A 20862-nucleotide genomic window follows, 5' to 3' on the forward strand; every position below is an offset into this window, starting at 1 on the left:
TGGCTTCCCAAGTTTGTATATTTCATATTTTTAAAGAAGGTGAGGTGCAAAAATGAAAAAAGTCGAGGATTTATTTTTAGTAGATGTTTTCCAAAACGTAAAAATTATAGCCGGACATGCGGGTGTAAAAAGAGTTGTTGAGTCGATCGAAATATCGGAAACACCCGATGTCATTCACTTTTTAGCGGAAAATGCCTTATTGCTGACAACCGGGTTCGCCTTTAAGGAAGACCCTTCTGCGTTATACAATCTTATTGCGGAGTTGAGTGAATACCCTTGTGCGGGAGTCGCGATCAAATTAAAAAGATTCATCGACGAAGTCCCCCAAAACGTGATCGACCTGGCTAACGCAAAAGACTTTCCCATTATGAAAATTCCAGAATCATTGACACTTGGTACGGTTGCCCATCAATTATTAAGTTTTATATGGAATCATCAAATCGAAGAGCTGACGTATGCGATTCATGTCCACAAGAGATTTACCAATATGATGATAAAGGGATATACACTGCAATCATTGATTGATAATATCGGCTTTTTAATCAAATGCCCTGTCCTTCTACTGGACCCTATTGGGGATATTGCCTCTTTTTCCAAGCATTTTCAAAAAGAGGATATGAAAAACATCATGAACAAAACGGAGGAAATCATTAAAAAAAAGAGAGAGCCATTTCAAGTTCAAAAGCGTTTTTCAATCCCCGATCCAAACAAAGAAGGTGACTACATTTCAGCCAGAATATTCCATGTCAAGACAATGCATCCGTACCCATACCTGCTCATCATATTTTATATGGACAAACTTTCCCATCCCTCTTCACCGTTGGCCATTGAACAGGCATCGACAGTCATTTCTTTTACACTGCTTAAAAATGAAGCCATTCGAGAAAACAGCCGTATGCTGGAAAATAATTTCTTTACTTCCCTTGTTGACGGGAACATCACGAATAGACAAGAGATCATTCATAGGGGAAAGCAGCACGGCTTGCTGGACAATCAGAAATACGCTTGCATCGTTTGTAAAATGGATGAGGAAAAGCAGGATCCCTTTTCGCAAAATACAGAAATGATGAACAGACTGTATGATTATTTAAACAGATTTTTGGATAAATCCATTTTAAAAGCTGATGCCAAAAATTTAGTGTTTATGAAAGATGAATTCTTTGTCATTTTGATGCAATGCCCCAAAGACTTGGATGATCCGCTGAAAAACAAAATCGAAGAATGGCTAAAAGAATTTCAACGTGAAGCATTCTCCAGTTTAAACATTTCACTTTCATTTGGGGTAGGCAATTTTTTTAACGACATTGCCTATATACCGATTACATATAAAGAAGCGGTAAACGCCTGGGAAGATGGAGCAGAGCTGTTCCGGTTTTCATTTATCAACTTTTACGAAACAAAGCAATTGCAAGAAATGATTCGCTTGATTCCAGAAGAAAACTTGCTCAAATTTTATGAAAATACTTTACGCTCACTTTCTTATCCACAAAATAAAGATGAAGAAAGTTTATTGAATACATTAATGGTGTATTTGGACCATAATTGTGAAATAGCGATCACGGCGAGAAAATTGTACGTACACAGAAATACTGTTAAGTATCGAATTGCCAAATGTGAGGAAATGTTGGGGTATCCGATCGAAGATTCACAAAACTCACTCAATTTACGCATGGCTTTGCTGATGCGGTCAATGTTTACGGAGGGAAAATAAACATATAAAGTGATCGGCGGTTACTACTTGTGAGGTACGGGGCACGCAGAGAGAGCGTTCCTTATCCTAGTAACAGAAAGTGAGATCCCTAAAAATCAAGCAACATGCAGAGGAATATCAAGGAGAGATAATACATCACTTAAATTTTACCTTTTTGTGTCTTGACAAAAGGAGGGCATTATACTTTTTGGGAACCCTGAAATGTGAACAGTATTATTTATATACAACGTTTGAGGAACTCCAAAAAGCCGTGAGTTATCCACTTCTATAATCACAAATGTCTATAAGAAAGACTAAATGGTCTCAACCCGTTTGAATACAGAGCGTAAGTCGTATAATCCTGTTCAACTGTCAACTTAACGAGGAGACAGTTCACAGTGATTTTCATTTTTGCAATTTGCGCATAATATACAGTAAAAACATATTTTTTTGACTTTAATTGCTTTCTAATGATCGTTTGTTTTATATTAAGGGGAGTATTCAGAATGCAAAAAATGCGAATTGGGGGATGGTTATAATCGGAGGTTTGCATGTTTTTTTAATCGCTGGTTTACTATCAATATTTATTTTCTATGTTGCTTCCTATTACTTAAAAAAGAAATATCCACACAGAATTTATTATTTATTGCCAGCCATTATCATAACAGTTTGCTTGTCTTTATTTGCAATCTTTTCAATTTTTACAGTAATAGATGGTTGGGTGGTTATGGGGAATTTCTTTTTCGCATTCGCCATTGTCACTGGAGCTTTTATAGGGACATTCCTTCCGTTTTTATTTCTAAAGTCTAGTAAATAAAGATAATAGTTAATTAGTTGTTATCACTGGGTCGCATACTGGCATAGTTATCCTGTATTGGCTACAGGAAAGCTTTTTAAGACGATCCAGCACGGCAGTCACCAATGCTATCCTTTCAATCGTCCCGGCAGTCTTACGATGACGAGTGAGACAAAGCAGATAGGAAGTGGGTGAAGAGGACGGGATTTGGCGCTTGAGCCACTACCTCACGATAACACCTTGTCTTCCGCTAACGGTTCCTACTGCCAAGCCTGTAGCGGACTTTAACCACCGAGTATTCACCCATGCCCCGTGTACAATAAAAAGGGGCGTCCAACATCGAAAAAATCGACTGATTGGACACCCCTTGTTTACACAAGAACCAGTTCTTCCGAACCCTCCACGGTTTGGCCCCCTACGATTTGCTGGACTTCATGTCCGTCCAGCGTTTCTTTGTGAAGCAGGGCTTCCACCAGGTTTTCGTACTCGGCTTTATGTGATTTGATCAAAGCTTCAGTTCGTTCGATCGCATCATCAAACAGCTCTTGCATTTTGGCTTCTTTTTCTTTCTTGTCAAACGTCAAGGTAAATCCATCCTGCAGCATGCCCGTATCGACCATTTGTTCCAAAATATGCTTGGCTTGCTGGACATCACCGCTTACTCCGATACTGTGTTCACCAAGGTAAAGGCGCTCTGCAACACCGCCGGCAAGAATCATACTCACTTGGTCAAGCAATTCGCTTGTCGTGGACAAGTGCAATTCCTTCTGAATTGGTGCCACATAGCCAAGCGCTTGGCCACGCGGAATGATGGTTGCTTTTCTGACGGTATTTGGTTTTGTGAGAGCTTGGACAAGCGCATGCCCCGCCTCATGTATCGCCACTCGACGTTTTGTTTTCGGATCTTTCAATGACCGGGATGTACTGCCAAGGATCGTTCTGTCGATCGCATAATCAAGGTCTTCCTTCCCGATTACGTCTCTTCCTTCCCGTACGGCTTTTCTGCTGGCTGATTCAAACAATGAACTAATTTCAGCACCGGAAAAACCCGAAGTACTTTCAGCCAGCATGTTTAAAGACGCAGCAACTTCCGGTGATAAACTTTTGCCTTTTACATGGATGTCAATGATTTCTTTTCTTCCTTGCGTATCGGGAAGCGGAACGTGGAATGAAAAATCAATCCGTCCCGGACGCAAGAAAGCATCATCCAACATGTCTTTCCGGTTTGTCGCCGCTATAAATAAAATTCGGTCGTTGGAATGGCCGCCATCAAGCTGAACGAGCAGTTCCGTCAGCGTTTTTTCGGTTTCTTCCCCGCCGTGGGCTTTCCGTTTCCCGGCAAGCGCATCTACCTCATCAATAAAGATTACGGCCGGCGCCTGCTTGCGGGCATTTTCAAACAGTGAACGCACCCGGGAAGCACCAACACCCACAAATAGTTCTGTAAAGGCGGAACCCGATGAAGAGAAGAAAGAAGCGCCAATCTCATGGGCAATGGCCTGTGCCAACAGTGTTTTTCCCGTACCGGGAGGCCCATATAATAAAATTCCTTTCGGAGCCTTGATTCCAAGCTTGTCTGAACGATCAGGATCTTTGATAATTTCCAGCGTCTGAAGAATCTCTTCTTTCATCTCTTTTGGCAATCCACCCACATCATCTAATGTAATAGATGGAAGAGGCGTTTCTTTAGCCGTGCTATTCTTCATGGCGGAAACGCCAATTTTTCCTTTTTTATGCAAAACGAACGCGGCACCAACCATGAGGACAATCAGGCCCCCAATGAGCCAATTCCCTGCTTGGTTGCCGTCCGTATATTTATAGCTTATATGGTAGTTTTGAACAAGCTTTTCTACCATCGGACTATCCGGTCTGACATGGGAGATGAACTTTCCTTCCGGTGTCTTCAGGTACAAAGTTCCATCAGAAGTTTCTTTAAGTGAAACCTGCTTGCCACTTTGGGCTGCTTGTATCGTTTTTTCCATTTGCGAAAATGGAATGACGGTTCCTCTATCGAAAGATTGAACCGCCCACACAATGCATGCCGCAATGACAATCACACCAATGGCTAGAGGAACAATCTTCGCTGTGATCTTGGAATTCGATTTCACTCTTCCATCTCCTTATAAATGTAAAAATCTATGTTCTAGTATAACATCTATAAAGAGATTAGGCTATAAGTCATATTATGGCATGTCAGTGGATTTCTTTATGAATAATAGAGCGCCATTCCAAGTCACCGCGTTCTAATCCGCGAATCAGTACCTCGGCTGTTCCCATATTTGTGGCCAGCGGTACACCGTAAACATCACTCAGCCTCATCAATGCAGAAACATCCGGTTCATGAGGCTGGGCTGTCAGTGGATCCCTCAGAAAAATAATCAAATCAATTTTGTTCTCCGCGACAAGAGCCCCAATTTGCTGGTCCCCTCCAAGCGGGCCGGATTGAAAGCGTTGAATATCGAGACCCGTAGCCTCCATGATTCTCGTTCCTGTCGTTCCTGTTGCAAACAACTGATGCTTTTTCAAAATATATTTATAAGCCATGGAAAATTCGACTATATCGTCCTTTTTCTTGTCATGCGCAATCAGAGCAATCCGCATAATCGTCCCCCTTTTTCGTCATGCGTCACATATGTTAGCCGTTCACGCTGTTATTTGTCCGAGAACCTGTTTTACTTTTTCCTTTCATCCATTCAAGCTGGCGGAGTCTGACGTCAAACAACATCAACGGGTTGTGGAATTTTTCCGGATTTGATTTCATGTCATCCAGCTTTGCTTTATTTTTGTCCACTGTCTCTTGGAGTTCATCCGCAGATTTCCGCAACACATGATACGGATTGCGGAAGAACAGTGATATATCCCTGGGAATTGCTTTTTCAAACAGTTCAAATTGCCGAAAAAACTTTTCAGCGATTGATTCTGCCGTATCATCATAATTTTCGTTTTCTATATATTGACGGTAACGTTTATACATGATGGATTGATTGGCCGGTATCACTCCAAACAGCTTCCCGGCGCTTTTTAATAGAACTTGCGCAGGCGTTCTTTTTAGTAATATGTTTTCTTTATCTATCTGAATGGTGCCTGTCATACGATCGGCGTCTCTTCGCCAGTCCCCAAGAATTTGAAAATCGCAAGCAAGTTCGAGTCGCTCTTCTCCGAACATAAGATTGAACCCTTCATTCCACTCGATTAATTGCTCTTGGGCCTTGTTCAGTTCCCCTTCGGAAAAACTGATCCAATCCTGAAGCGAGCTGATATATGTTGGATGGACCGTATACTGCAAATAATCGGAAATCCGCTTGTTCATTTCATCATTCAATTTTTTGTGGATCGTCCCAAAGTCGCTGTCCTCCTGAAGAATATCGGCAGATTCCTTAAGCAATTTCGGTACGGTTTTTAACAGATCAGATTTGATTTCATCCTTAAATGATCGGTAAGCATCGCTTAATACTTTTGTTTTTTCCTCTTCCAGATCATACAATTGATGGATGGCGCCCTGGATCTTAGTCAGCACCTCTTCATCAAACTCAATCGCTTCGGTAAGTTCCCTTTGGATTTTTTCGCGTTGTTTCAGCAGCCCCCCGATCATTTTTTTGATTAAAAAGATCAGGTGTCCTGTTAACAGCAGCCAATTTTTCTTTTCGTCGACCTCTTTTAATATGCTTTCCAATTGGCTGTCACTTATTGGATCGGAACCGGAAATGGCGAAGAAGTTTGCGTCAGGAAAAAATTGAGAAACATGTTGCTTCACGCTGTCAAGCTTTTCGTTCGTGATGGGTCCATTCGTCTGTAAAATAAAATGGACCGGATATTCCGGAATATGCTCTTTAATTTCATTTAACAGTTCTTGCTCATCAATAGTGAGTGAAGCATCTTCATTTAATATGAAAAACATACACGCGCTCATCCGGATACTTTCAATGACACTTTCCTTCCTTTTGGGAAAATGTAGCACCGGAAAATCAATGACAGATAACCTATGATCTGCCAAAAAGCGGTTTGGCCATATATATTCGATCAAGGCGTCGGGCTTGCGTTCGCCTTCCACCAATTCGTGGCTAGTAGTTACCGTTGCGATGTTTTCGTTCGTAATGAGACGAAATGCAGTCGTCTCTCCGTGCCCATAAAGTACTGGAACAGACGTGTCAAAAAAATCTGCTTCCGTACTGCCTAGCAGCATATTAACGAAGGAAGACTTGCTGCCTGCAGACGTACCGGCTATCAAGACCGTTTTATGATCCAACATGGACAGTTTTTGAAACATCCATTTTACTTTTGGATTCATGGCAGCATTCATAGCGGATGCCCATTGTTCAATCGACTTGAATAAATTTTGGCTGTCCATAAACAGGTTTGAGCGATCTGCAACTCCAGAAAGCCGTCCAAGAATATCTTGGGCTTCCTGTATTGAAGATTCCCCCACGCTGGCAGGGAATACGTCGTTCCAGGCAAGCACCCCGGCGGCGGCTGCAGGAGCCGTTGCGGAGTCAGCTACTTGAAGCCATGATGATAATAAAGATGGTACGACTTCTTTGAGCCGCTCTAAAGGAAAATCTTCTAAAAGCAGCTTCCTAAAGGAATCGGAGAATTTGGCAGGCAGTTTATTCCACCGATATGATGCTGTTATCTCCGATTTGGCGATCACCGCACTTAATTCTTTCAACCAGGACAAGTAATGATCCCGTTTCTGAAAATTGTCCCATAAAACAACCGTCATTTGTTCAAAAAGCGAAAAGTCTATTGCCTGCAATGCGGTTAGCGCCGGCACAAAAAAGCGCGGCTCCTGGGCACTGGCATGCCCGTTTTCTATATAATCGAGCAGCTTTCTGAACCACTGCCGGGATTTTGTCCTGACCGCCTCACTTATCGTCAGATCCAATGCGCTTTCCCAGTCCTGCTGTTCTTCAAAAAATGCGCAAGCAAGTTCCGTTACATTTTCATAGTCAGGATTTAATACAACGGCATTTTTAATCATTTGGTCTGCTTCTCCGGCTTTGCCCTGCTGCAAGTATAAAGAGAAAAGCTGTAATGAAATTTCCGTGTTTAAGATCAGAGAATCGGACGAAATGGATTTATAAATTTCCTCCGCAGTACTTAGCAAGTCCAACTCCATATAAGCATCCGCTATATTTTTTTTCGCCCACGGCTCCAGTTCATTATGTATATTCTCCCATTTGAAGATGGCCGCTTCATAGTCATTATTTAAAAAGTACACTTCTCCTTGGGCAAAACGAATGTAGGAGAGGTCCGCCATTTCTTTCTTTTGCTCGGATACATATAGTTCGCCCAGCACCCGAATCGGATGTTCAGACTCATCCCCCTTCAGAAAATGTTGTTCATGGTAAAGCTTTTTTACCAAATATTGTTCCTTTTCCACTTTCATCACCCGCCCAATTAGAATATAGCATATATTAATAATACTATATTTCATTTCTTGGTTTCTTGCATCGTTCAGCTAATGTAATATAAATGAAATAATGGGAGCGGTTACAAAGTTTTTTTATCATTTAAGTCTTTTTATTGCGAATGCGTTGTGTTAAAATGATCACAAACATAGGAAATAAATGATGAAAGTTATGATGAAGAAGGCATGGAGTAAAACCTTAAGAGAGTCGGTGGCTGGTGAAAACCGATGCTTTTGCTTCAATATTGCCCAGCACTTCTGAACTGGCTTTGCAGCCCGGCGCTTCGCCGTTATTCACTCGAGACCGCTCTTTGGAAAAAGTGGCGGTGAACGAGGGTGGCACCACGGAGATTACGTCCCTCATAACAAGGCAACCATGCCTGTTATGAGGGCTTTTCATTTAATTTTAACTTTTTGAAAGGGATGAACAACAAGTGTTTCTAGACAAAGAATATTTATTTACACCGGGGCCGACTCCCATACCGGATCGGGTAAAAATTGCCATGAACCAACCGATGATCGGGCATCGGGGCGCTGCTTTTCCCGTGTTGCTGGAAGATGTAGCCACAAGGCTCCAACCAGTCTTTGGGGCGGACAACCCTGTTCTCATCATTTCAGGCAGTGGAACAGGCGCCCTTGAAACAGCAGCTGTAAATGTAATAGATCCTGGAGATGACGTAGTTGTTATTGTCGGTGGTGCTTTTGGCGACCGTTTTGCAAAAATTTGTGAAGCTCACGGTGCCAACGTCCATAAGCTTGAAGTTGAATGGGGTACTGCTTGCCAGCCCGAACAGCTTGAAGATTTTATAAAGTCTCTTGATGTGAACGTAAAAGCCGTTTTTGCCACTTATTGTGAGACATCAACAAGCATTATCCATCCGATCAAACAACTCGGAGAAGTGACCAAGCGCCTGACAGACGGGCTGTTTATAGTTGATGGCGTCAGCTGCATTGGCGGTGTTCCTGCGGACATGGCAGGATGGAATATCGACATTTTAGTATCCGGATCGCAAAAAGCGCTTATGCTTCCTCCGGGCCTTGCATTCGTGGCTGTCAGCGACCATGCGAAAGAGGCGATTCAAAAAACAAAAAATACCCGGTTTTACTTTGACTTAAACCGCTATTTTGACAATTATGACCAAAAAAAATCAACTCCGTTCACTCCTGCCATCTCTTTAATATATGGGGCGCAGGAAGTATGCAACATGATTGATGAAGAGGGTTGGGAAAATGTCATTAAACGCCATGAATTGTTAAAAACAATGACGCGCGAGGGAGTGAAAGCTCTTGGCATCCCGCTTTTGACAAATGATAAAGAGGCTTCTCCGACAGTTACAGCTGTCATGCCTAAGGACGATCAAGCGAATGCTATCAGAAAAATCATGAAAGACAAATATCATATTTCCCTTGCCGGCGGACAACAAAAACTATTTGGAAAAATATTCCGGATCGGCCATATGGGCTATTGCAATCCGTATGATGTCCTCACCGTTTTGGCGGCATTGGAAATGACCATTAAAGAAATGGAAAACAAAGACGTACTTGGTCTAGCGACCAAAAGAGCACAGGAGGTTTGGGCAGAACATGTATAAAGTATTAGTAACGGATGCAATCAGCGACAGCGGATTAAAAGTATTGTATGATCATCCGAATTTTACCGTCGATAAAAAATCAAACTTGTCCCCTGCAGAATTGAAAGAAATCATGAAAGACTATGACGCTCTCATCGTCCGGAGCCAAACACAAGTAACGGAAGACTTGCTTGATGCCGCGGACCGACTTCGCGTCATTGCCCGTGCGGGTGTAGGTGTGGACAATATCGACGTCGCCACTGCGACAAAAAAAGGTATTATCGTCATCAACGCACCAGGCGCCAATACGATTGCAGCCGCAGAACATACGATGGCGATGATGTTATCGATGGCACGCAAAATACCGCAAGCACACATGTCCACTTCTGCTGGAAATTGGGACCGAAACGCGTTTAAAGGCGTTGAATTATACGAAAAAACACTCGGCATCATCGGCATGGGCAAAATTGGTGCGGAAGTATCAAAAAGAGCCAAAAAATTCGGCATGAGCATTTTAGGCTTTGATCCTTATTTGACAGAAGAACGCGCCAACCAACTCGGCATTACGAAAGCCTCTTTGGACGAAATTGCTGAACAAGCCGACTTTATTACGGTTCATACTCCGTTAACGAAAGATACAAAAGGCCTCATTAACGACGAATATTTGGCCAAAACGAAAAAAGGCGTTCGGATTGTTAACTGTGCACGCGGCGGCATCATCGACGAAGCCGCTTTGGTAAGGGCATTAAACTCCGGACAGGTAGCAGGTGCTGCCATTGACGTTTTTGAAACCGAACCGGCATCCAATATGGAGTTGCTTACGCATCCAAATGCCGTTGTAACACCACACTTGGGTGCTTCCACAGTAGAAGCACAAGAAAAAGTAGCACAAGAAGTCAGCCAAGAAATCATTAATATTTTTGAAACAGATTCAATCCGTCACGCGATCAATATGCCTCAAGTTTCCGGGGAAGCCCAGAAAAAACTTCAGCCGTATATTGATCTTGGCGAGCAGATTGGCATTTTGTCCATTCAACTTTTAAAACATGCTCCGGACAAAATTGAAATCAACTTTTACGGTGAATTGGCCAAACAAGATACTGACCTGTTGTCGAGAACGATGATTAAGGGAATCCTTTCCCATCATCTGAGCGACTCTGTTAATATGGTCAATGCCCTTCACCTATTAAATGACCAGGGAGTTGCCCTTAACGTGGTGAAAAATCCGACAAGCAAAGGTTTTGCCAACTATATGGAACTCACTTTATTTAAAGGTGATGAGCAGGCAAGCATCGGTGCAACGGTCCTGAACGGATACGGCGGCCGCATCGTAAAAATGAATGAATACAGGGTTGATGTGCGTCCCGAACAATACTTGCTGTACATTGAACACCACGACGTTCCAGGAATGATTGGCCGGGTTGGATCAATTCTCGGCAGCCACCAAATCAATATCGGAACGATGCAAGTCGGAAGAGCCGTAGCCGGCGGCGAAGCAATCATGGTTCTTACTTTGGACAAAAAAGTGGATGAAAGTGTCGCAAAAGATCTCGTCGCCATGGACGGATTAAGGGCTGTCCAGTTTTTGGAACTGCCCACTGCAAATGTGCCGGTTTATCATTAAGAAAAGAAACTGGGACATAAGCAAATACGAAATATCAAAGGGGCCGGGACCAAGTTAAAAGCTGATTGATTTTCGTAAAAATAATGAGGATAAAACCGCTTGAAATCAAGGCTTTTAAACTTGATTTCAAGCGGTTTATTCATTTTTACAGGGTTTTGTCCCGGCCCCTATTCTTACGATTAGTCAAGTGTATTTCATCAATTTCTTTTATTGTGACTAAATTTTCACATGACGAAAAGACCTAACGATTTTTATTTTTTTCAAGAGGTCTGTATGGTATAGTTGAGTTATGTTTTAATACGATTTCTGAGCTGGTAGTGCGGACTCATAATCGTATGGAATACCTTGCGTCACTAACTGAAATGTTACTTTTAGAAATGTATTGACGCAGGCGATGATCGCAACCTTATGAGGCTTTCTCTGAGGTTGCGTTTTTAATTTATAGTAGTAATCCACAAAATGATTTCGCTTCTCTTTTAAGGCTCTATACTAAATGTTGGGGTTTTCACACAATTTGCCCGTAAAAAAATACACGCAAACATCCAATTCTTTTTGAATTGACGAGAAACAAGAAAAGATTGGAGTTGCGTGCAAGTGAATTTTACCATAAAAATCCCGGTCTTGAAGATGTATGGATCACAAAAATGGAAGAAGCGGAAGATCGCATTGCGCTTATGGAGTTCGCCTTCAAATTCACATTGACAATTGCCATCATAAATGACCATCGAACTTTTCCCTTTACTTACATCTAGTGCAATGACATGTTTCATATCGTTTCTCCTTTTTCGCCAAATATAGAAGTCTTCACAGTACCTTCTCGATTCCACTTTCTTATACACGATCTCTTGGACCCGACAAACTAAACTGATTCGCATAAGGGTGTGAAGTTAGCCGGTTTTATATACGGACTCTCAAATGATCCCAGAGGCTGGTCGACTTTCCTTCGCTTCTATTATAAAAATAGTAGCACAAACCATGGCCTTAGTTTGTGCTACTAATCTTAGCATGTTTTTATTGTCTTTATTTCACAAGGGACAGCACAATCTCTTTTACGTCAAGAACACTGTCCAATATATAATCTGCCTGATGTTCCTCAAATTCCGGGCGCGCATCTTGCCCTGACAATCCCGTCAGTACTGCCGCAAACAAGCAGCCCATTTCCCTTGCCGCCAGTAAGTCAGCGAGCGAGTCCCCGACAATTAATGTTTCTTTCGAATGATCAATGGGGAGTTTTTCGGCAAGGCATTGTTCTACCGTTTTGGTTTTTCCGGAAAGTGCCAAAATATATGTAAACGGGTGGGGCTTAGCCAAGGCGGGGATATTATTGTTTTCTCGCTCCGCCTTTAATACATCATCTGCTGTCACGATATAATTACGATCAAAATGCTGTAGCCAGCCCAATATTCTAAACGGTTCAATCGTCTCTAGTTCCGGGCGCCCTGTTCCAACCCCGATTCTTACACCGTGATTGTTTAATGCCGCAAACAACCCGGCAATTTCTTCTTTGGGCGCAAGCACTTTTTCATCGGACATAAATCCGGCTTTTCCGGTTTGTACTGAAGGCTTGCCAGTCGATTGAAGGACGTATTTGTCTCCCACATACCATTCTTGGGAAGCATGTTCGCACGTCGACCATAACGCATCCGCTTTGCCAAAAATATCCGTATCCACACCGAGCTTTTCTTTCGACAATGTGTCCAAATGCCCCAGTAGCCCCTGTTTGGACGGTTCGGCCGTTTTAAAATCATCAAGAAATTTCGCGTAGTCAAGCTCAACCCGTTTTCCTTTCAAGTTCGCGCCTATTTCAAGCAAAATATCACGATTGATCTCATTTGTCAGCCACCCTTGTATTTGATCCGGAAAATCATCTTTTACCTGTTCCAACACATGAATCAACTGGTAACCGACTGCCAAATATATCATGTCCCAGTTCGCGTTTAATCCGCAGGCCTTCATAAATTTCAAGGCTTGGTCCTGAACAAACACTTGTGAGCGAATGTCATCAATCTCGCGATCTCCAAGATCTGTTTTAAATGTTTCGGGTTCGAGCCCCAAATATTTGCTACTGTTCAATACTTCCCACACCGTAAGTGCAGACATGTCAAAATATCGTTCTTCACTTAATAAAACGCCATCCACATCAAATAAAACCGTTTTTACCATGAGTATCTCCTTCGGCTGCTTTTTTCCTTTAGTGTAGCATAGGAAGAAAATAATGTCTTTAGGCGGGCCAACTTTCACACATTTCATATGCATATTCAAAGAGCTTTTTCCCATGCTAAAATAAAAGGAGTTGAACAAAATGCCGAGAAAAACCGAAAATGTCGGTAGCAAAACAACCGGCCATCATGATGGAACATATGAGGGCGTCATCAATGACCCCGGATTGCAAAGCCCCGGCATTGGGATTGCCGCAAACAACGAGAAAACGCCCAATCCTTTTCGCCTGTCCAAAACAAAAAACAAGGATATGACAGAATTCGAACAATATATGCGCGGCGATTCTCTTGATAAATAATCGTCATAAGTGAACAGGAAAGCCTTGTCAGCTTCCTGTTTTTTATTGACGAAGCAAGGCGTACGGCGCTATTATAAAGTCTCGGGCCTTCCGCCCGCGTGGTTCGAAACCATCCCACGTTATCAAAACTAAGGAGAGAGTTAGATTGAAGTTAAAAACGTTGGCCACAAACAGCATTTTGGCGGCACTTTACATGGCCGTATCCTTTTTTATCCAGCCTTTTGGATTTACGAACATCCAATTTCGTGTTTCCGAAATGTTTAACCATCTCGTTGTTTTTAACAAAAAATATATTTTTGGCATCGTAATGGGCGTCTTTTTAACGAATCTGCTGTTGTCGCCCCTTGGCGTATACGATCTTGTTTTCGGCGTCGGACAATCATTGATCGCCCTGCTCATTACAATATTTTCTTCTAAGTTTTTGAAAAATATTTGGATCCGGATGATATTTAATACGGTCGTCTTTACTTTCACCATGTTTATTATTGCACTTGAATTAAAGCTTGTCCTTGGTTATCCATTTTTCATTACTTGGTTTACGGTCGCGGCAGGGGAATTTGTCGTCATGTTCGCAGGAATGCCCATCGTTTATTACTTGAATAAGCGAATTGGCTTTGACAAGCTTTTATCATAAAAAACTGGAAGCTTCAGCTTGTGGGGAAAGCAAGTGTTTCTTTTCTCTGCAAGCTTTTTCCTGTTGCTTCATTCCTAGTTCGTTACGAAGTCCTCCCCATACTGACTGTTCGGGCACAATTTTATCATTGTTCTTATAAGTAAACAGATATGCGTGCCCCCTGTTCTTTATCAAAGAAGTACAAAGCTTCGGGAGCGTTGATGACCAAACCATAAAAAAGCGTGCAACGGTAAAAAGGCTGCCTAGAATTTTCTCAACAGCCTGGAAACGGATCATCCGCGGTTCCTTATCCTGCCTTTTCATCCAATTCCTCGTCTTTCCGGTCACGCACCGTGGCAATGGCAATCAGTGAAATGAGAGAAGTGAAAATGATGTACAAAGCAACAGGGACATACGAATTGTTATATGCATTCAGCAATGCTGTGGCAACTAACGGGGCGGTCCCTCCCGCGACAGCGGCACCAATCTGGTAACCGAGAGATATACCCGTATATCTTACGTTTGACTTAAAAATCTCCGAAAACATTGTTCCAAGGACAGCCGTGATCGGCGCCCAAATAATTCCCAAACCCACAATAGTAGCCACGATCAACAGAACTTTGGAATTTTGGTGCAACAGCCAAAAATAGGGGAATGCATATAAAATCATCAAAACGGTTCCACCAACATAAAGCGGCTTCCGGCCCACTTTATCCGAAAAACGTCCCATCACTGGAATCAGCAGTGTTGTAACAACAGTAGCAATTGTAACCGCATTCAACGTAACTGTTCTTGAAAATCCAAGATTGGCCGTCGCATAGGAAACGATGAAAGTCGAGAAAATGTAAAATGGCGCGGTTTCCACCACTTTTCCCCCGATGGCAATCAGCACCTCTTTCCAATGGGTACGCATCGTTTCAACAAAAGGCAATTTCGCAATTTCCCCTTTTTCCTGGGCTGCCTTAAAGGATGGTGTTTCATCAATTCCTTTACGAATCCATAAACCGAAAAAAACTAAAAATGCGCTTAAAATAAAAGGAACCCGCCATCCCCATGTCATAAAGGCATCTTCCGGGAGCAGTGACATGAGTGAAAGTGTCAGCGTACCGAGCAGCATGCCGATTGTTACGCCCATTTGCGGAATACTGCCAAAAAATCCGCGTTTTTCTTTCGGTGCGTATTCAACAGCAAGCAAAAGGGCTCCTCCCCATTCTCCCCCAAGACCCAAGCCTTGAATGAGGCGAAGCAAGATAAGCAATACAGGAGCCATTGTGCCAATAGAAGCATACGTCGGCAGCAATCCCATTAAAACAGTCGCTCCCCCCATTAGGGACAACGTTAACACAAGTGTTTTTTTGCGTCCGATTCGGTCTCCAATATGACTGAACACAATTCCCCCAATCGGGCGGATAAAGAAAGCCAACGCGAATGATGCATATGCCAACAATAAACCGACCGCGGGATCATCCGCGTGAAAAAACAACTCATTGAACACAAGAGCGGCAACCGTCCCATACAAGAAATAATCAAACCACTCGATGGAGCTTCCTACAAGACTGGCAATGAGTACCCTTTTTGTCACTTTATGTTCCAATCAGCTTGCCTCCCCTTTCAGCTCATCTTTTGTCAATCACTTATGGTAAAAGATAATCACGGATTGCCTGTTGCAATGTCCCTTTTAAAATGGCTTTATCCCCAAAAGAGACGCCCAGATCAATCACTTTCTTCACTACAACCGGGTGCAGTCCGGTAATGACCGCTTTGCAGCCCATCATTTCAATTCCGTCAATCATTTTTAAAAATTGGTCAATGACATATGGCTCCATTTCGCCCACGCCCGACAAGTCCATAATCAATGTTTGAATGCGTTTGCTTGAAATCTCCATCAGCACTTTTTCAGTAATGGAAGCTGAGCGCCTGTTGTCAATGCTTCCAATTAAAGGAAGCACGCTAATCGAGGCATCAATTGGGATAATCGGAGCAGATAAATTTTCGACCATTTTCCGCTGCGATTCAATCAGCTCATCTTTAAACTTGGAATAAGCAATAAAAAAGCGGTTGAGAAACTGGTCAATTCCTTGGTTGATCTCTTTTTCCACTGCATAAAATTGATCAATAGGCACTTGTTTCCCTTTCAAATAATCGTACTGATGGAGGAAAGCCCAAAGGGTTCTGCGAATCGCCTGCACCCACTCGAGTTTAAATGACAAAGTAAGAGAAAATCGCGCCCAGGCCTCCCCTTCCTGATTGGCAAAGGCGACCACTTCTTCTCCCCTGCCCTCCACAACGAATAAAACAAGCTTATGGGCATTTTCTAACAGATTAATATTTCCGATTTGGCGAATTTCTTCAATTTTATCACGGACATTGACTGCTTCTTCTAAAAGGCGCTTCTCAAACTGGTCTCTATTTTCTTTTAAGAAAGCTTTAATATCTTGGTCTTCATGATAAGTCAATTCCATGTGGCAGTCCCTCTTTCATCCTAAATGTAGAAAAAAAACTTATGAAAATAATTCATAATTTGTTCATATTTTAGCAGATACAAAGCTTTTTTTAAAATAATATGGAAACCACGGCTCAGTCCCTGGACTGGCAAAATATGTCCGTTTCCCCTATGGTAGAAGCAGAAGCCTATTTACAAAATGGAGGGATAAAGAATTGATAGATAAGTTGTCGGAACACGTCAAATGGGTATCTAATCATAAACACGCAAAGAAAGCCTCAGAGGACTTGATCAATTTTTCCCGTGAGAAGATAGAGTCAGTATTGCGTTTTCAAATGTCCCACAAAAACTATTCAAGCACTCCCCTTATTGCATTACATCACCTGGCCAAAAAATTGAATGTAAAAACAGTTCAAGTAAAAGATGAATCTTGGAGATTTGGCTTAAACGCCTTTAAAGTGCTGGGAGGCATTTATGCCATTGGAAAATACTTGGCAGAAAGGTTAAATAAACCGATTGAAGAACTGTCATTTGCAGAATTGACTTCCCCAGAAGCAAAGAAAAAGCTCGGTAATATCACGTTTATTACGGCTACTGACGGCAACCACGGCCGGGCAGTCGCCTGGGCAGCCCGTGAACTGGGACAACATTCCGTTGTATATATGCCGAAGGGGGCCTCCAAAGCCCGCTTGGATGCGATCCGGAATGAAGGCGCCCACGCCGGCATAACGGATGTAAACTATGATGAAACAGTAAAATTATGTGCCAAATTGGCGGAAGAAAACGGTTGGATTCTCATCCAGGATACCGCATGGGAAGGATATGAAGAGATCCCTCTTTGGATTATGCAAGGATATGCCGCCATTGCTCTGGAGATCATTGATGAAATAGAGCATAATGACGAACAGCCGCCGACACACATCTTTCTTCAGGCGGGCGTCGGCACGTTTGCCGCCGGAATTGCCGCTTATTTCGCACATCATTACAGAGCAAATCAGCCATCTATTATCGTCGTGGAACCGGATCAGGCCGACTGCTTTTACCGTTCATTTTTAACAGGAAATATGAAAACCGTTACAGGTCATTTAGATACGATCATGGCAGGGCTGGCCTGCGGCGTTCCTAATGAGACGGCGCTCCGAATTTTAGACAGCACAGCGGCTGCGGCTTTTTCATGTTCCGATCCCATCGCCGCCCTTGGTATGAGAATATTGGGAAATCCGCTTGGGGTTGACCGAAAACTAATCTCCGGGGAATCTGGCGCGGTCACAATGGGTTTGTTGTATTATCTTTTGACTGCCCATCCCTGTTTTGCGGAAGAACATTTACAGCTTAATAAGGAATCGAGAATCCTTTTGATCAACACCGAAGGAGATACAGATAAACAGCGCTACCGTGATATTGTGTGGAAGGGAACCCATTCAATAAGCTTTTGAACAAAGGCTCCATTGAAATATTTACATGTTGCATGATAAAATGCATGATAAAAGAATGCTATTTTTGGGCGAAAAAACTTCCAAAACATACATTTATTTTTTCAACATCAATGAAGGCGTTTACAGTAAGCGTCTCCAATTATGGGGAAATTCCCCCACTTAACTTACGCTTGTCCACTATATATAGAAAAAATGGGGTGAAAAAAATGAATTATCATCTAAAACCATTTGGTGACAACGCGATAGTAATTCATGGAGGCGATGAGATCAATCCGCAAACGCAAAATCTCGTTCAAAGTACTTGCGAAATTCTTGAAAGACAGCATGAAGAGTGGTTGATCGAATATGTCCCGGCTTATACAAGCGTGACACTGTTTTATGATATTTATATAGCTTCCAAACTAGCGAAAAAACATGAGCCGCCTTTTGAAACCGTTTCCCGAAGAATTCATGAACTGCTTTCTTCTTATACGACCGAACAAAAAATAAGGCAAAGAGTGATTGAAATCCCCGTGTGCTATGGCGGTGCATTCGGGCCCGACTTGTCATATGTTGCCGAACATAATGGACTCACCCCCGAAGAAGTCATCGACATTCATTCCACTGGGAATTACACCGTTTATATGATCGGGTTTGCACCCGGCTTTCCTTTTGTTGGCGGTATGCCGGAAAAAATCGCCACTCCAAGAAGGAAGACGCCCCGGCTGAAAATTCCACCAAGAACAGTTGGGATCGGGGGAAAGCAAACAGGAATCTATCCGATTGAAACACCCGGTGGCTGGCAACTTATCGGCAGAACTCCAATAGAGCTATTTTATCCTGGTCAGGAGCCTCCCACCTTGCTCCAAGCAGGAGATAAAATTCAATTCAAGCCGATCAGCTTGAAGGAATACAAGCAGTGGGAGGTACAGAGCCAATGATCAAAGTGCTACGTCCCGGTCTTATGACAACCATTCAAGATCTCGGAAGGACCGGCTACCAAAAATACGGAGTCATAACAAGCGGAGCAATGGATCCGTTGGCACATCGGATCGCCAATTTGCTTGTCGGGAATAGCGGCAATGAAGCCGCCCTTGAAATCACATTGGTCGGACCTGCCATTCAATTCGAAGAAGATACGCTCATCGCCATTACCGGCGCAGACCTCTCCCCCACTATAGATGGAGAACAAGTAAGGGCATGGCGGCCTGTTCTTGTCAAAAAGGGAGCCCGCCTCGATTTTAAGTATGCGCAAAAAGGATGCCGGGCCTATTTGGCCATCGCGGGCGGGATAGATATTCCCATTGTGATGGGAAGCCAATCCACTTATCTGCGCGCGAAAGTGGGAGGATACAAGGGACGTGCCTTGGAAACAGGGGATCGCCTATCAGTCGGTTCCTCTTCTGCACTTTCCAAACAGATTCTGAAGCAATTGGCGATTCAATGCGGAAATAAGCCGTTTGCAGAGAGTCGTTGGGCCGCTTCCGAAAACCTGTACCCGCCTCTTGAAAAACGCAGGTCTGTTCGGGCAATGAAAGGCCTTCAATTTCATTGGTTTCAGACAGCAAGTCAAACAGGCTTTTTTGAAAAGCCCTTTTATGTTACGTCCGAATCGGATCGGATGGGTTACCGATTAAAAGGCCCTTCCTTACAACTAAAACAAGCAAAAGACATGATATCAGAAGCCATCAATATCGGATCCATACAAGTGCCGCCAGACGGAAATCCGATTATTCTTTTGGCAGACCGCCAGTCTATCGGCGGATATCCGAAGATTGGACAAATTGCTTCCATAGACTTGCCGCTCGTTGCCCAGACGAAGCCCGGAGAACAGATCAGCTTTACAGAGATATCGTTGGAAGAGGCGCAAGAATTGTATGTAGAAATGGAAGTTTCCATCGAACAATTGACACAAGGCATTTATTTAAAAATGACTCAGGAGGGAGCTTAAATGTATACTGTCGATTTAAACTGTGATATGGGAGAGGGCTTTGGAGCCTACATAATCGGACATGACGATGAAATCTTGAATTATATTACCTCTGCAAACATTGCCTGCGGCTTTCACGCTGGTGATCCTTCCATCATGAAAAAAACAGTTAGAAATGCGCTGAGAAAGAATGTAGCCATCGGTGCCCACCCCGGCCTGCCCGACAAATTGGGATTTGGCCGGAGGGAAATAAATATTTCCCCCGAAGAAGCATATGACATCGTTGTTTATCAAATTGGGGCGCTCCATGCGTTTGTCGCGTCAGAAGGCGCAAAGTTACAACATGTAAAGCCGCACGGGGCGTTATTTAACATGGCCGTAAAAAATGCCGCTCTTTCAAAGGCAATCGCCGAAGCCGTATACAAAGTGGATCCGGAACTAATCCTATTTGGTCTTTCCGGGTCAGAACTCGTAAAAGCCGGAGAAAAAATCGGGCTAAAAACGGCAAATGAGGTGTTTTCGGACCGGACATACCAGGAAGATGGGACACTAACTTCCAGACAGGAAACCAATGCGCTCATTACCGATCACGGAAAAGCGGTGAACCAGGTGATCCGGATGGTAAAAGAAGGAAAAGCTCCCACCCTTCAAGGGAGGGATATTCCGATTAAAGCTGAAACTGTCTGCATCCATGGAGACGGTCAAACAGCCCTCGAATTTGCCAAATATATTCCGGAAGCATTAAAAAAGGAAGGCGTTACTGTTACCGCGATTGGAAACTTCATACATCAATAGTTGGAGGAATGATTAGTGGCTAAGAAAGGAAATGCGAGCCTCTTGCTTGGAGCTGCCTTC

Annotated in this window: 17 protein-coding genes and 1 pseudogene; 9 read left to right on the top strand and 9 right to left on the bottom strand. The window is 43.1% G+C overall.

The genetic code is table 11. From position 1 onward, the window contains the following. The first annotated feature begins 52 nt into the window (after positions 1-52). Entirely contained in the window at positions 53-1711 is a 1659-nt protein-coding gene (locus NST31_RS04335) for a PucR family transcriptional regulator (RefSeq protein WP_077109837.1), read from the top strand. Between the two features lie 1146 nt (positions 1712-2857). On the opposite strand, the gene NST31_RS04340 is transcribed toward NST31_RS04335, so the two are convergent. The 3 genes from NST31_RS04340 to NST31_RS04350 form a co-directional block, all read right to left on the bottom strand. Then, complete coding sequence (locus tag NST31_RS04340; RefSeq protein WP_077109835.1) at positions 2858-4594, bottom strand: AAA family ATPase; 1737 nt, start codon at positions 4592-4594, stop codon at positions 2858-2860. Positions 4595-4679: 85 nt separating this feature from the next. Next, positions 4680-5087 carry a methylglyoxal synthase gene (gene mgsA / locus NST31_RS04345; RefSeq protein WP_077109834.1) on the bottom strand — a complete coding sequence of 136 codons (408 nt, stop codon included), beginning with the start codon at positions 5085-5087 and terminating at the stop codon, positions 4680-4682. Between the two features lie 34 nt (positions 5088-5121). After that, positions 5122-7866: a GTP-binding protein gene (locus NST31_RS04350; RefSeq protein WP_339164061.1), complete on the bottom strand. Its 2745-nt coding sequence runs from the start codon at positions 7864-7866 to the stop codon at positions 5122-5124. Between the two features lie 461 nt (positions 7867-8327). On the opposite strand from NST31_RS04350, the gene NST31_RS04355 reads away from it, so the two are divergent. Then, positions 8328-9485: an alanine--glyoxylate aminotransferase family protein gene (locus NST31_RS04355; protein WP_339164064.1), complete on the top strand. Its 1158-nt coding sequence runs from the start codon at positions 8328-8330 to the stop codon at positions 9483-9485. Further along, complete coding sequence (gene serA, locus NST31_RS04360) at positions 9478-11088, top strand: phosphoglycerate dehydrogenase (RefSeq protein WP_339164067.1); 1611 nt, start codon at positions 9478-9480, stop codon at positions 11086-11088. The genes NST31_RS04355 and serA overlap by 8 nt, the downstream gene beginning before the upstream one ends. Before the next feature lie 294 nt (positions 11089-11382). Here the strand turns inward: serA and NST31_RS04365 are convergent. From NST31_RS04365 to NST31_RS04375, 3 genes and pseudogenes are all read right to left on the bottom strand, one after another. Then, positions 11383-11553: pseudogene (locus tag NST31_RS04365) on the bottom strand (IS110 family transposase); the annotation flags it as partial. A gap of 11 nt (positions 11554-11564) precedes the next feature. Further along, entirely contained in the window at positions 11565-11858 is a 294-nt protein-coding gene (locus NST31_RS04370) for a hypothetical protein (protein WP_339164069.1), read from the bottom strand. Positions 11859-12108: 250 nt separating this feature from the next. Beyond that, entirely contained in the window at positions 12109-13251 is a 1143-nt protein-coding gene (locus NST31_RS04375; protein ID WP_339164072.1) for an HAD family hydrolase, read from the bottom strand. Positions 13252-13390: 139 nt separating this feature from the next. On the opposite strand from NST31_RS04375, the gene NST31_RS04380 reads away from it, so the two are divergent. Then, entirely contained in the window at positions 13391-13606 is a 216-nt protein-coding gene (locus NST31_RS04380; protein ID WP_077109827.1) for a hypothetical protein, read from the top strand. A 145-nt stretch (positions 13607-13751) separates the two neighbouring features. Next, the gene (locus tag NST31_RS04385; RefSeq protein WP_339164075.1) at positions 13752-14240 is read left to right on the top strand and encodes a QueT transporter family protein; all 489 of its coding nucleotides are present in this window, start codon (positions 13752-13754) and stop codon (positions 14238-14240) included. Here NST31_RS04385 and NST31_RS04390 read toward each other — a convergent pair. Genes NST31_RS04390 through NST31_RS04400 form a run of 3 tightly spaced genes read right to left on the bottom strand, consistent with a single transcriptional unit; the run spans position 14235 to position 16681 of the window. Further along, positions 14235-14516 carry a hypothetical protein gene (locus tag NST31_RS04390; protein WP_339164078.1) on the bottom strand — a complete coding sequence of 94 codons (282 nt, stop codon included), beginning with the start codon at positions 14514-14516 and terminating at the stop codon, positions 14235-14237. The two genes, NST31_RS04385 and NST31_RS04390, sit on opposite strands and share 6 nt — an antisense overlap. 10 nt (positions 14517-14526) lie before the next feature. Next, positions 14527-15813, bottom strand: coding sequence for an MFS transporter (locus tag NST31_RS04395; RefSeq protein ID WP_339164080.1), 1287 nt, complete (start codon positions 15811-15813; stop codon positions 14527-14529). Positions 15814-15853: 40 nt separating this feature from the next. Beyond that, positions 15854-16681, bottom strand: a complete 828-nt coding sequence (locus NST31_RS04400) for an STAS domain-containing protein (RefSeq protein ID WP_339164082.1) — start codon at positions 16679-16681, stop codon at positions 15854-15856. 196 nt (positions 16682-16877) lie between these two features. Between NST31_RS04400 and dpaL the strand changes: the two genes are divergently transcribed. The 4 genes from dpaL (at position 16878) to NST31_RS04420 (ending at position 20802) form a co-directional block, all read left to right on the top strand. Then, a complete protein-coding gene (gene dpaL, locus NST31_RS04405) occupies positions 16878-18098 on the top strand; it encodes a diaminopropionate ammonia-lyase (protein WP_339164084.1) in 1221 nt (406 codons plus the stop codon). A gap of 206 nt (positions 18099-18304) precedes the next feature. Further along, positions 18305-19018, top strand: coding sequence for a 5-oxoprolinase subunit PxpB (gene pxpB, locus NST31_RS04410; protein ID WP_339164087.1), 714 nt, complete (start codon positions 18305-18307; stop codon positions 19016-19018). Beyond that, the gene (locus NST31_RS04415; RefSeq protein WP_339164089.1) at positions 19015-20028 is read left to right on the top strand and encodes a biotin-dependent carboxyltransferase family protein; all 1014 of its coding nucleotides are present in this window, start codon (positions 19015-19017) and stop codon (positions 20026-20028) included. The genes pxpB and NST31_RS04415 overlap by 4 nt, the downstream gene beginning before the upstream one ends. Beyond that, entirely contained in the window at positions 20029-20802 is a 774-nt protein-coding gene (locus NST31_RS04420) for a 5-oxoprolinase subunit PxpA (protein ID WP_077109820.1), read from the top strand. The last annotated feature ends 60 nt before the right edge of the window (positions 20803-20862 follow it).

Origin of the sequence: Siminovitchia sp. FSL W7-1587 (assembly GCF_037963795.1) — a bacterium.
GTDB lineage: Bacteria > Bacillota > Bacilli > Bacillales > Bacillaceae_C > Siminovitchia > Siminovitchia thermophila.

Coding starts and splice junctions, on each gene's coding strand:
- NST31_RS04335 (WP_077109837.1), top strand. CDS start 53: ATGAAAAAAGTCGAGGATTTATTTTTAGTAGATGTTTTCCAAAACGTA.
- mgsA (WP_077109834.1), bottom strand. CDS start 5,087: ATGCGGATTGCTCTGATTGCGCATGACAAGAAAAAGGACGATATAGTC.
- serA (WP_339164067.1), top strand. CDS start 9,478: ATGTATAAAGTATTAGTAACGGATGCAATCAGCGACAGCGGATTAAAA.
- NST31_RS04370 (WP_339164069.1), bottom strand. CDS start 11,858: ATGAAACATGTCATTGCACTAGATGTAAGTAAAGGGAAAAGTTCGATG.
- NST31_RS04375 (WP_339164072.1), bottom strand. CDS start 13,251: ATGGTAAAAACGGTTTTATTTGATGTGGATGGCGTTTTATTAAGTGAA.
- NST31_RS04380 (WP_077109827.1), top strand. CDS start 13,391: ATGCCGAGAAAAACCGAAAATGTCGGTAGCAAAACAACCGGCCATCAT.
- NST31_RS04390 (WP_339164078.1), bottom strand. CDS start 14,516: ATGATCCGTTTCCAGGCTGTTGAGAAAATTCTAGGCAGCCTTTTTACC.
- NST31_RS04400 (WP_339164082.1), bottom strand. CDS start 16,681: ATGGAATTGACTTATCATGAAGACCAAGATATTAAAGCTTTCTTAAAA.
- pxpB (WP_339164087.1), top strand. CDS start 18,305: ATGAATTATCATCTAAAACCATTTGGTGACAACGCGATAGTAATTCAT.
- NST31_RS04415 (WP_339164089.1), top strand. CDS start 19,015: ATGATCAAAGTGCTACGTCCCGGTCTTATGACAACCATTCAAGATCTC.
- NST31_RS04420 (WP_077109820.1), top strand. CDS start 20,029: ATGTATACTGTCGATTTAAACTGTGATATGGGAGAGGGCTTTGGAGCC.